The sequence below is a fragment of the Chryseobacterium glaciei genome, assembly GCF_001648155.1.
In the GTDB taxonomy this organism is placed as follows: Bacteria; Bacteroidota; Bacteroidia; order Flavobacteriales; family Weeksellaceae; genus Chryseobacterium; species Chryseobacterium glaciei.
This window is the reverse complement of sequence record NZ_CP015199.1, coordinates 1,113,306-1,126,112: the sequence shown is the minus strand read 5'-3', so window position 1 is coordinate 1,126,112 and position 12,807 is coordinate 1,113,306. Positions and strand designations below refer to the sequence as shown.

At 34.6% G+C, this 12,807-nt stretch carries 8 protein-coding genes; 3 read left to right on the top strand and 5 right to left on the bottom strand.

Going from position 1 to position 12,807, the window contains the following annotated elements:
* The first annotated feature begins 19 nt into the window (after positions 1 to 19).
* Entirely contained in the window at positions 20 to 1,483 is a 1,464-nt protein-coding gene (locus tag A0O34_RS04980; RefSeq protein ID WP_066752005.1) for a tagaturonate reductase, read from the top strand.
* Positions 1,484 to 1,489: 6 nt separating this feature from the next.
* Entirely contained in the window at positions 1,490 to 3,103 is a 1,614-nt protein-coding gene (locus A0O34_RS04975) for a UxaA family hydrolase (protein WP_066752003.1), read from the top strand.
* A 486-nt stretch (positions 3,104 to 3,589) separates the two neighbouring features.
* Here the strand turns inward: A0O34_RS04975 and A0O34_RS04970 are convergent, their stop codons facing one another.
* The 5 genes from A0O34_RS04970 to A0O34_RS04950 form a co-directional block, all read right to left on the bottom strand.
* A complete protein-coding gene (locus tag A0O34_RS04970) occupies positions 3,590 to 4,618 on the bottom strand; it encodes a LacI family DNA-binding transcriptional regulator (RefSeq protein WP_066752001.1) in 1,029 nt (342 codons plus the stop codon).
* Between the two features lie 346 nt (positions 4,619 to 4,964).
* Complete coding sequence (gene xylE, locus A0O34_RS04965; RefSeq protein WP_082891098.1) at positions 4,965 to 6,386, bottom strand: D-xylose transporter XylE; 1,422 nt, start codon at positions 6,384 to 6,386, stop codon at positions 4,965 to 4,967.
* Between the two features lie 121 nt (positions 6,387 to 6,507).
* A complete protein-coding gene (xylA, locus tag A0O34_RS04960) occupies positions 6,508 to 7,836 on the bottom strand; it encodes a xylose isomerase (protein ID WP_066751994.1) in 1,329 nt (442 codons plus the stop codon).
* 580 nt (positions 7,837 to 8,416) lie between these two features.
* On the bottom strand, positions 8,417 to 10,891 hold the full coding sequence (locus A0O34_RS04955) for an AAA family ATPase (protein ID WP_066751991.1): 2,475 nt from the start codon (positions 10,889 to 10,891) through the stop codon (positions 8,417 to 8,419).
* Positions 10,892 to 10,981: 90 nt separating this feature from the next.
* Positions 10,982 to 12,046, bottom strand: a complete 1,065-nt coding sequence (locus tag A0O34_RS04950) for a PKD domain-containing protein (RefSeq protein ID WP_066751987.1) — start codon at positions 12,044 to 12,046, stop codon at positions 10,982 to 10,984.
* 124 nt (positions 12,047 to 12,170) lie between these two features.
* On the opposite strand from A0O34_RS04950, the gene A0O34_RS04945 reads away from it, so the two are divergent.
* Entirely contained in the window at positions 12,171 to 12,806 is a 636-nt protein-coding gene (locus A0O34_RS04945; RefSeq protein WP_066751985.1) for an NlpC/P60 family protein, read from the top strand.
* Position 12,807: the final 1 nt, after the last annotated feature.

Genomic DNA, 12,807 nt, shown 5'->3' with positions numbered 1-12,807 from the left:
AAAATCATCAATTAGAAAGATGGAAAATCAGACAAAACAAAAATTAAATCGTGAATTAAACGGTTCTCAGGAAAAGCTTCCAATCAAAATTGTACAGTTTGGGGGTGGGAATTTCATGAGAGGATTCACAGATTATGTGATTGATAAATTAAATAAAGAAGCAGGATTTAATGCAGGAATCGTAAACGTTCAGCCAACAGCAGGTGGTTCGGTTCATAAATTGGAAGAGCAGGATAATTTATACACGCTTTTTTCAAGAGGAATTAAAAAAGGCGAGATCATTGATACAAAACAGGTGATTTCTGCGATTCAGAAGTCGATCAATCCTTATACAAATTATGATGAATTCTTAGCGTTAGCGAAAGAAGAAGAATTAGAATTTATCTTTTCCAATACGACAGAAACAGGAATTGCTTATGACGAATCAGAAAATGATTACGCTGGTCCGCACAAGAATTTTCCTGCGAAACTAACGGTTTTATTACACGAAAGATTCAAACATTTCAATGGAGCGGAAGACAAAGGGTTGAGAATTATTCCATGTGAATTGATCGAAGACAATGCTTTTGCTTTAAAAGAAATTATCTTAAAATATGCCCAACTTTGGAATTTAGAAGCTAACTTTGTGCAATGGATTGAACAAAGTAATTATTTCCATAATACATTGGTAGACAGAATTGTTCCGGGTTATCCGAAAGATGATTCAGATACGTACGAAGATCAATTGGATTATGAAGATAAAATGATGGTCGTTTCTGAAACTTTCTTGCTTTTTGTCATTCAGGATGCATCAAATTTAAAAGAAAGAATTCCTTTTGATAAAATTGACGAACAGATTTTGGTTGTTGATGATATTCAGCCGTACCGTTTAAGAAAAGTGAGAATTTTGAATGGTGGTCACACATTGATGTTGGCTCCAGCAATTTTATCAGGAAAAGAAACGGTAAAAGAATCTATCGATAATCAATTTTTAGGTAAATTTTTAAATGAAACGATTTTTAATGAAGTAAATCCTACATTAGGTTTAGATGAAAAAGAATTGAAAGATTTTGCTGAAGAAGTTTTCGACAGATTCAGAAATCCTTTTATCAAGCATTATCAGGCAAGTATCGCTTTGTATTTTGTGTCTAAATTTAAGGTAAGAATTCTTCCGAGTCTGTTAAAATATGTTGAAATTAACCATAAATTACCGCTTAATTTAACCTTCTCATTGGCAAGTTTAATCAGATTCTATCAAGGAAATTTTGGTGAAAAATCTCTACCGATAAATGATGAAGAAGCGATTGTCACTAGATTCAAAAAAATCTGGGCAAACGAAGATTACGAAAAAATCGCAGAATTGGCGCTAAGCGAAACATCTTTCTGGGACACAGACCTTACAAAGGTTAATGGTTTGAAATCTGCAGTTGCAAAAGCATTGTGGGAAATTGATCACAACGATATAGAAACTGCATATCACAACTTTATACAATTTTATTCTTAAAAAATTATGCAAAAGAAAGTACTGAAAGTAAATCCCAAAGATAATGTAGCAGTGGCATTGGTTGATCTGACGCAGGGAGAAACTGTTACTTTGGGTGAACTTACTTATGATATTATAAAAGATACGAAGGAGAAACACAAATTCGTGACCGAAGATCTTGCGATTGGAGACGAGATCATTATGTACGGTGTTTTGGTGGGAAAAGCGAGTCAGCCGATCCAGAAAGGAGAGGTTATCACGACTGAAAATGTTAAGCACCAAAGCGCAAAAGTAGAAGGCAAAACAGAGACAACGGTTTGGACAGCTCCGAATGTTGACAAATGGAAAGATAAAACTTTCATGGGTTATCACAGAGAAGACGGGCAGGTCGGAACAGAAAACGTTTGGTTATTTTTCCCATTGGTTTTTTGTGAAAACAGAAATGTGGAAATCTTAAAAGATGTTTTTGAAAAGGAATTGTTATTCGAAAAAGCAACAAAACATCAGCTATTATTAAGATCGCTAATCAATAATTCTGAAACGGAAACTGCTGTTGAAGAAGATCAGAATTCAAGGGTTTTTAAAAATATAGATGTAAAATTCATCACCCACCAAGGCGGTTGTGGCGGTATTCGTCAGGACGCAGAAGCGTTGGGAAGGTTATTGGCAGGTTATGTGAATAATCCGAATGTAGCCGGAGCAACGGTTTTGAGCTTGGGATGTCAGAATTTACAGGTTCAGATTTTTACGGATGCATTGCAAAAAATCAGTCCGAATAATAAAAAACCGATCATTGTTTACGAACAGCAAAAGTCCGGAACAGTTGATGAAATGCTCAACGGAATCATCAAAGATTCTTACGAAGCCATCAAGCAAGCCAATGAAATCGAAAGAAAACCAACCCCAATTTCTAAGTTAGTTTTAGGATTGGAATGTGGGGGTTCAGACGGTTTTTCAGGAATTTCTGCCAATCCGGTTTTAGGACAATTATCAGATTTAATAGCTGGAATCGGTGGTTCAACCATCCTTTCAGAATTTCCGGAATTATGTGGAGTAGAGCAGGAATTGGTGAACCGTTGCGTGAATGAAGATGATGCGGAAAGATTCTTACAGTTAATGAAAGATTTTGAAGATTCAGTCGTTGCTGCAGGATCAGGTTTTGATATGAATCCATCGCCGGGGAATATTAAAGATGGACTGATAACCGACGCCATGAAATCTGCAGGAGCTGCTAAAAAAGGTGGTTCATCGCCGATAAATGACGTTCTCGATTTCACAGAATACATCAAAGAACCGGGCTTAAATTTATTATGCACCCCCGGAAATGACGTGGAATGTACAACGGCTTTGGTTGGTTCAGGCTCAAACGTAGTTTTATTCACAACAGGTTTGGGAACTCCAACTGGAAATCCGGTTGTTCCCGTTGTGAAAATTTCGTCAAACACTTCTTTATCACAAAGAATGCCCGATATCATTGATTTCAACACAGGAGACGTGATTACAGGTGAAAAAACAATCGACGAAAAGGCAGAAGAGCTTTTAGAATTTATCATCGAAGTCGCAAGCGGAGAGGTAAAAACAAAAGCCGCAATTTTGAATCAAAACGATTTTATTCCCTGGAGACGGGGAGTAAGTTTATAATTGTTTTAATTATATAAATATTAGGGTTGAAAATGCTTTCTACATTTGTGGGAGGCATTTTCTTTTGGAGGAAATTCAATTTAAACACAAATGACACAAATTTTTTTCACAAATAAACACAAAGTTTGCATCATTAGGAACGGGCTTTAGCCCGTTTAATAAATATACAATCCAGATTGGCTTTAGCCAAAACTTAAATATTTTTAATGAAAAAGTTGAGATTCTTCCTTCGTCAGAATGAACAAACTACACTGTGAATTGTCAATAACGACATAGGAAAATGGAGCGTTAAGAAAAATAGTTTTGTGAACGTTAAGAAAATCCCACTGTTTGAGTGCGAGACAAATATCAAACCGAAGAACAAATGTTAAATTCGCACGAGTTTTGGGATTTTTAGAGAACAAAAATATTTTTTAGCGGAAGTTTCCAAGTCTTGAATTTTTGTTTCTTTTGTTTCAAGACAAAAGAAATTTATATCAAAAAAACTTACTTCCTTTTCGAAGACTTCCTAATATAAAGCTGCGGCGCCAACACCACTTTTTTCTCAATAGAAACTCCGGAACCATTCTCTTTTACGCTTTCAATAAATACCTGTCCGGCCATTTTTCCCATGATAACGGGAGTTTGATCTACAGAACTCATCGAAAGCTCCATAAATTGGGTAAAAGGTTCGTTTGAAAAGCCAATAACGGCTACTTCCTGAGGTATTTTAATCTTACGTTTTTTTAATTCCTGACAAGCGCCCAACGCTGCAAAATCACTTGAAGAAAATATCGCATCCGGAATCGATTTGCTGTCCCAAAGTTTTTTTATCGCATCAATTCCTTCATCTATTGAACTTCCTGTGATGATGATATTATCTTCTTTAACCTGGAAATTATGGTCAAGTAATGCCTGTTTATAACCATTAAGACGGTTTTGATAGATTTCAAGATTAAGATCTCCCGCAAAATGACAAATATTTTTATAACCTTCTTTAATTAAATGTTCGGTAGCCATGTAACCGCCTCGGTAGTCATCAATAACGATGGTGCTGATGCCCGGAATATCCTTTTTTCTATCAAAAAAGATGATCGGCGTATTGGTTGTATCTAAAATACTCTGAATATGTTCTGTATCAATTGTCGTTCTTGAAACGGACATGAAAATCCCGTCAACCTGAGCGTTCAGCAAAGTATTTAAATGTCTTTTTTCAATATTGACATCTTCGTGACTCTGACAAATAATTACATGATATCCGTGCGGAGAAAGTTCTTCTTCAATTCCACGGATAACGGAGGAGAAGAAGTTGGTATTAACAAAAGGAACGATAATTCCTACGTTTTTTGTTTCACCACTTTTAAGAGCTTTGGCAAGATTATTCTGCTTATAATTCATTTCTTTGGCGGTTTTCTTCACCAAATCTTTTGTTGCCTGACTTATCCTCGGATGATCATTAAGCGCCCTGGAAACAGTAGCCACACTTACATTAATTTTCTTCGAAATATCGTATATGGTGGCACTTTTCTTATTCATAAATGAGTTTTTCTAGCTGTTTTGTGTATGTCAAAATGATATACGTTGTTGAGGTAAATTTAATCAAATTATAACTATCAGACAGGAAATATTATGTATTTTATATCAGGTTATGACTGGTTATGATTAAATTAAAGATAAAATGTATTTAAATGCTTAGTTATCTTTGTTTTAAGGCTGTTTTCTATATGTGATAAAAAGCTGTACTTGCATATAATCAATAGTACTTATCATAAAAAATGACATTTAATGATGAATTTAAACATCAAAAATGTGTGGTTAATTTAACCAAAATAGGACACCGAAAAATCGATGCCCTATTTTACTAACTGATATAAAAAATACTTTACTTTTTCCAGATTTTTTCAATGTCTTCCAAAGATCTTCCTTTTGTTTCAGGAACCATTTTCCAGACAAAGATTAATGATAAAACGCTCATTACTCCGTAAAAACCGTATGTGAAAGCTCCACTGAATTCCATCATAAAAGGATAGGTTGAAGAGATCAAATAATTGGCTGCCCATTGTGCGGCAACTGCGATTGCAATGGCACTTCCTCTGATTTTATTCGGGAAAATTTCTGAGATTAAAACCCAGCAAATTGGCCCCCAAGACATCATAAAAGAAGCGGTATAAACAATAATGAAAACCAACGTTGCAATCCCGATAATATGATAATACGAGAAAATAGCGATCGCAAACATTCCGATTGCCATTCCGATGGAACCGATTATCAATAAAGGTTTTCTGCCCCATTTATCAACCGTGAAAATAGCAACAACCGTGAAAACTACGTTAACCAATCCCATCACAACAGTTTGCAGCATGGATGCATCTTTATGAACACCCATACTTTCAAAAATCCTCGGAGCGTAGTATAAAGCAACATTAATTCCTACAAATTGCTGAAAAACAGAAAGCAAAATCCCCAGAATGATTACTGTTTTTCCAAACGCGAAAATCTCACTTTTATGTTCTGCAACGGTTCCTTTTATCTCAGAAAATATCTCTTTTGCTCGTGCTTCACCGTTTATTTTGGTTAAAATTTTTAATGCTTCATCATCTTGTTTAATCAAGGTAAGATAACGTGGCGTTTCCGGAACGAAAAACAATAAAACTCCGAACAACACTGCAGGAATCGTTAGTGATAAGAACATATAACGCCATCCGATTTCGTTGATCCATTCAAGGCTTTTTCCATCGGCAATTCCCCAGTTGACAAAATAAACAACCAACATCCCGAAAATAATAGCAAATTGATTTAAAGAAACTAATCTTCCACGGACTTCGGCAGGGGCAATTTCACCAATGTACATCGGACAAACTGCAGAGGCAAGTCCAACACCGATACCGCCAATAATTCGATAAAAATTAAAAGCCAGCAAAACACCCATTGAATGTTCACCGTGCTTAAAAAATAAAAATTCAGGATAAGCAGCTCCCAAAGCACTGATGAAAAACAAAAATGCAGCAAGCATCAAAGATTTTTTTCTTCCTAATCTGGTTGAAATATACCCTGAAACTGCACCTCCGATGATACAGCCGATCAAAGCACTGGAAATCGTCGCTCCATGTGCCAACGAACTCAATCCCAATGGAATGATCAAATACTCCTGAATTGATTTTTCAGCTCCTGAAATTACTGCGGTGTCGTATCCAAACAAAAGTCCGCCCAAAGTGGCAACCAATGTGAGCATGGTGACATATACCATATTGATTTTGACCTTTGTTCCTGAGGAATATTTCGGCCCCGAATCTATAATTTGCATAGTTTAGTTTTAATTGTGATTAATTTTTGCTTAAACACAAATGACACAAATTCTTTCACAAAAAACACAAACTAGTTTAGTGTTATTAGTGCAATATAGTAGTGCAATTTGTGTTTAATAACTATAAATATTGATTAATTAAGCTTTCCAGATATTCCTGCTTACCGCTTTCTCTACCTACTTCTCCAAGTCCTGCTGCATGAGAAGCTAGATCCGCAAGGGATAATTTTCCTTCTTCAAAATCTTTTCCTTTTCCGTTGTCGAAAGAAGAATATCTGTTGGTTCTGATCTCAGAATATTTTGATTTTTCTAAAATTTTATCAGCAGCTAGGAAAGCTCTTGCAAAATTGTCCATTCCGCTGATGTGAGCGATGAAAATATCTTCTAAGTCTGTCGAATTTCTTCTGATTTTTGCATCAAAATTTACTCCTCCACCTTGGAATCCACCTGCTTCAATGATGACCAACATCGCCTGAGTCATTTCATATAAATCAACAGGGAATTGGTCTGTATCCCAACCATTTTGATAATCTCCTCTGTTGGCATCGATACTTCCTAAAACGTTATTATCGGCAGCAACTTGTAATTCATGTTCAAAAGTATGTTGGGCTAGAGTAGCGTGATTTACTTCAAGATTTAATTTAAAATCACCTAATAAATCGTATTGGCGAAGGAAGTTTAAACAAGTTGCTGCATCAAAATCATACTGATGTTTTGTAGGCTCCATCGGTTTTGGCTCGATGAAAAATGTTCCTTTGAAACCTTGCGAACGCGCATAATCTTTCGCCATATGTAAGAATTTCGCCATATGTTCAAGTTCACGTTTCATGTTGGTGTTTAGCAAAGACATATAGCCTTCACGACCGCCCCAGAAAACGTAATTTTCTCCACCTAACTTAATGGTTGCATCCAACGCATTTTTCACTTGTCCGCCTGCATAAGCCAATACATCAAAAGATGGATTTGTTGCCGCCCCATTCATGAATCTTGGGTTGGAGAAACAATTCGAAGTTCCCCACAATAATTTTACACCTGAAGCAGTCTGCTTTTCTTTAGCATAATCAGTAATAAATTCTAATCTTTTGGTTGATTCTTTGAAATTATCTGCTTCATCGATCAAATCATAATCATGAAAACAATAGTAAGGAACACCCAATTTTGTGAAAAACTCGAAAGCGGCATCCATCTTTTCTGTTGCTCTTTGCTTAGCATCTGAAGAAGCCAGCCAGTCAAAATGTTGAGTTCCCACTCCGAACGGGTCTCCGCCTGTTGCGCAGAATGTATGCCAGTAAGCCGTTGCAAATTTGAAATATTCTTTCATCGTTTTTCCACGGACGACTTTATTTTCATCGTAATATTTAAATGCTAACGGGTTGTCTGATTCTCTTCCTTCAAATTGGATCTTGTCTATTCCCTTAAAATACTCTTTGTTACCTGTTGTAATTGCCATTATATTTTGTTTAGTTTTAATTTATTACGTTAATTTTATTCTTGATTTATCCTAAAATTCTATTTTAAATTTAAAAATGTAATCGATTGCATGAATTATGATTAAAATTTATAAATATTTAAAACTTTAGAACTAAATAATTATTAAGCCTTTAAATGTAATAATTTTATATAATATGTGATTGTTTTTTATGAATTTGTAAATTGTTATGGTAAGCTTTTTATTTACTGTTTATTTTCAGTGGTTTAAGAATGTATCTTATTATATAATTTATGATAAGTATTTAAAATTAAGTAGAATTCCACTGAATTTTTTCTCCTAAAATCATATCCGAAGTTTGAATTTGGTTAATTGATTTTATAAGTTTGAAATTTGAATATACAAACAGTTAATTATTGATTCTTCACATCTTGGATTCTTAAAAGAATCTAAATTTATTTATAAAAATATTTAAGTTTTGGCTAAAGCCAACTATCATTATATATTTTTAAGCGGACTAAAGTCTGCTCCTATTGATAGTAAAATTGTGTTTATTTGTGAAAATATTTGTGCATTTTGTGGTGAAACATACAATTTAAGTCTAACTAATTTTCTTCCAAACCAAATCGTTATTTTCCAGAGAAACTTCTACTTTATCGCCTTCTTTATATTCGTCCGCAACAATTTTTTTAGCTAAAGGTCTTCTTAGTCGCCCTCTGATAATACCTTTTAACGGTCTTGCTCCATATTTAATGTCATAACCTTCCATTGATAAAAACTCTTTGGCTTCCTGAGTAATGCTTAATTCAATATTTAGATTTTTTACAAGATCTAATAATTCTTTTTTAAGATGAATTTCGAAAATTTTCAGTGCATTTTCTCTGCTGATAGGAGCAAAAGGAATAGTTTCCGTTAGTCTTCCTAAAAATTCAGGACGGAAAAAACGGCTCATCATTTCCAGTAATTTTGAAGAGGGCGGAATTTCTCCTTTTCCAAATGATTCTACAATAAATTCTGAACCAATGTTTGAGGTAAATAAAATAATGGCATTCGAAAAATCTCCTTCTTTACCCAATCTGTCGTGAAGTTTTCCTTCATCCATAATTTGTAAGAAAACATCAAAAACTGATGCGTGTGCTTTTTCAATTTCATCAAAAAGAACAATGGAATAGGGCTTTTGCCTGATTTTATTCACTAAAAGTCCGCCTTCCTCATATCCAACATATCCCGGAGGAGCTCCATAAAGCAACGCTGCGGAATGTTCTTCCTTAAATTCAGACATATCAAAACGGATGATGGCATTTTCGTCCTGAAATAAGAATTCTGCCAACGATTTTGCAAGTTCTGTTTTGCCGGTTCCTGTTGGTCCTAAAAAGAAGAAAGATCCGATGGGTTGTCCGGCTTTACTTAGTCCTGAACGGGTTTCCAGCACAGCTTCCGAAACGATGGAAATAGCATGATCTTGCCCGACAACACGTTTTGCCAAGACATTTTCCATATCGTTGAGTCTTTGTTTTTCTTCTTCTTTCAGTTTTCCGATCGGTATGTTGGTTTTTTGAGAAATAATTAACGCTAAATCCAGTTCTGTAATATGCGTTCTTTTTTGCTGAGCTATTTTTTCAACATTTTCAATTAATTCTCTTGAATATTTTAAAATTTCATCTGCACTTTCAAATTCCGGAATTTGATTTTCTTCCTTATAAATATCTGAAGTACTGATGAGATATTTTGTTTTTTCAATCAAGTCTTTTAACTGCCACTCGGAGTGCTGTTTTCGTTCAGCATCACTATAATTGTTGGCATTATCTTCAAGATGAATGATCTTGGTTAATAAATGATTTTTTTCCTTTAAAAAAGATTCTCCTGCAGTTTTCAACACAGACATTGTATGATCGATTAAGTCAATCGCAGAAGCGGGAAGGCTTTTTTCTTTCATATATCGCTTGGAGAGACGAATGGCTTCCTTCATGGTTTCGTCATCTACCTTAATTTTGTGGTGAATCTGATAATCTTCTAACGTCTGTTTCAACATTCTCAGATGGGTTTCATCCTCTGTTTCTTCCAGTTTTAGAAGTTCAAACATTCCTGCGAGACCTTGTTCTTTTTCTATTTTTTTCGTGTATTCTTCGATAGTTGAGGTGGCAATGATTGTCAAACCATTGGATATTTCACTTTTCAAAAGATTGACAATCCCTGAATCTGAGCCTTGATTTCCAAAAAGCGAATGAAATTCTTCAATAATTAAAACAGATTTAGGGAAAGCTTTAAGTTCCTGAGCGATACTTTTAATTCTGTCTTCGATTTCGCCTTTATAAGAAGCTCCGGCAACTAAACCTCCCATATCCAGCTCAAAAATTTGGAGACCGGAAAGCACATCCGGAATTTGTTTTGCAATATTTTTTTGAATAAAACCCTCTATTAAAGCGGTTTTCCCAACGCCATGATCACCAATTATCAAGACATTTTGTTTACTGAAGCGACAAAGAATTTCTGTGATTTTATTAATTTCCGTGTCTCGGCCTACTAAAAGTTCTTTTTTGTTTTTATTTTTTACCTGATCATTTTTATTGATGCAGTATTTTTTGATAAAAGTATTACTTGTCTTTTTTGATATTGAAGGTTCGGATTCGGTTTTTAATCCAAATGAATTAACATCTTTCAGTAATTCATTTCTTGTGGTTGGAAAAGTTTTCATCTGATCAAAACTGAATGCCACTCCCGGAGAACTGATCGCAGTCATCACAGCAAATAAAGATATTTCCTCTTCGTCCAGAATTTCTCTCACAGAATCGGCTTCTGCAAAGATCTCATCAATGATTTCATCCGGCTCACAAGAGTAAATATTTGTTGAAGATTTAGGACTTTCTTCGATCCTTACTTCTGCCCATTCTTCAAGGTAAAAAACATCAATTCCCAGATTTTCTAAATGTTTCAAAAGACCAAGATCTCTGTTGAGCATAGCTTTAAGCAAATGTGCACCATTGAAGTATTTGTTAAGATTTTCTCGACCTATTTTTTGAGCAATATTTAGTGCTTTTGTAACTTCCTCACTGTAGGTTATTTCATTTTGATTCATGAGATTTTGTGTTTTTACTTAATATAGTAGTATTGTTCCCTAACTAATCACGTTGTTAGTTTTATTAAAGAATGTGTTTAAGGATTTTAATTAATCTCTCACCCAAAGCATCATTTTTTTCACTTTATACTGAACGTTGATGTTTTGGATACAGTTTTTGGAATCTTTATTAAGTCTAAGCGCTGTAATTTTGATTTTTTTGCCCATAATATTCTGGCAGAATTGCCCGAACGGCATCAGTTTTTTATCATTAACGACAACAGGAATTTCGAAATTTCCACACAGATAATCTTTAAAATCATCTTTTGTTTTTGCCTGTGCTGCTACCTGATTTAAAAGCAATTGGAATTGTTCATTAGAAATTTCCGGTGCTTTTTTCTCAGCGATAATTGAGTCTTTTTTCGATTTAGATTTTGGAGAAACCGGAATGTACTGAAGCATGTCTACCAAAGGATCTTTCTGTGCGGCTCCTCTTGGCAATGAAAAAGCAACGGACTGTTTTTCAAATTCATAAGACTGAATGTCTATTTTTTGCTTCGCCTTAATCGCTTTTGGAGCTACATAAATCGTTTTAACGGCAGTATGTTCCACGTCTCCGTTCACGATTAGAGTAATTTTTTTCTCACCAACAGATTTAAATTTATAGCTTGGATTTTTTCCTAAAGCATCGGTTCTTGAAGTTTCACCAAAACTCCATTCCCAAGATTCTCCACCTTCTTTTTCGGAATCAAACTGAATACTTTCTCCCATGGTCACAACATTTGGAGCAATAATAGAGGGTAAATATCCTGTTTCCTGACTAATACTTGTAATTGTAAGAGATTTTTCATGAATACAGTTCCCGTTTATTTTTAATTTTACAATATAATTTCCGGGTTTTGAATACTTATGAAAAGTGATTTGTCTTCTATCTATAGCTGTGCTGTCTCCAAAATCCCACTCCCAATTTTGAGCTCCTTTTGTATTATCCTGATACTCTACAACACGATTAATTACATATTCATCAGCATGAATAAAAAACTTTGCATCATCGCAATCGACATGTCTTGTATATTGATATAAAAGTAGAGAAAGGCTTACTAGAAGCAAGATTCCAAGGCTAATGTAGATTCTGTAATCTACATTTTGGAAAAATGTGCGATTATTTTTTGTCATCAATGCGTTTGTGTTTCGACAAATATATTCAGTATTTTTTATATGGCAAAAATTTTTTCAAAAAAAAGAGAATTAAATTATTTATTTCAAAAAAAATTATATATTTGTCAAAACACAAACACAGATGAAATTCATTAACAGGTATATACACATATTTGTTGCGTTGCTTCTCCTTTCGTGTGGGGCTAATAAATATATAAAAGACATTCCCTATAATTATTCTTCAGATGAATATTTGAAGGATAAAACTCAGCAAAAAGATACGTCTACATCTGCCTATTCTATAGTAGATGATAATTCAGAAGGTTTAAGCGATGATACTTTAAGAGTAAAAGAAAAATACTCTATCCTTATGGGGGTGATGCCTAAAGATATTAAAGATTACAAACTGTATTCTTATGTCGATGGCTGGCTGGGCACACCATATAGAAAACAAATGCTTGAAAAAAATATCGGCGTTGATGCTCCCTATTTTGTGCAGGCTCTTTTCAGCGATGTTTATGGAGCAACTTTTTCTAAAACGCCGGATGGGATTTTCAGATCTAAAGACATTCAGCTTTTTACAGGAAGGTCTTTCTTACAGGAAGGAGACATATTGTTTTTCCGTTATGATAAAAGCCATCCAATCTCTGATGTTGGGATTTATCTCCATAACGACAGGATTGTAGCATGTACCACAAACGGACTTAATATCTACAATTTCAATGATGAATATTTCCAGTTAAGATATGTTGCTGCAGGACGTTTAAAGCAAAAATAAA

Coding starts and splice junctions, on each gene's coding strand:
- A0O34_RS04980 (WP_066752005.1), top strand. CDS start 20: ATGGAAAATCAGACAAAACAAAAATTAAATCGTGAATTAAACGGTTCT.
- A0O34_RS04975 (WP_066752003.1), top strand. CDS start 1,490: ATGCAAAAGAAAGTACTGAAAGTAAATCCCAAAGATAATGTAGCAGTG.
- A0O34_RS04970 (WP_066752001.1), bottom strand. CDS start 4,618: ATGAATAAGAAAAGTGCCACCATATACGATATTTCGAAGAAAATTAAT.
- xylE (WP_082891098.1), bottom strand. CDS start 6,386: ATGCAAATTATAGATTCGGGGCCGAAATATTCCTCAGGAACAAAGGTC.
- xylA (WP_066751994.1), bottom strand. CDS start 7,836: ATGGCAATTACAACAGGTAACAAAGAGTATTTTAAGGGAATAGACAAG.
- A0O34_RS04955 (WP_066751991.1), bottom strand. CDS start 10,891: ATGAATCAAAATGAAATAACCTACAGTGAGGAAGTTACAAAAGCACTA.
- A0O34_RS04950 (WP_066751987.1), bottom strand. CDS start 12,046: ATGACAAAAAATAATCGCACATTTTTCCAAAATGTAGATTACAGAATC.
- A0O34_RS04945 (WP_066751985.1), top strand. CDS start 12,171: ATGAAATTCATTAACAGGTATATACACATATTTGTTGCGTTGCTTCTC.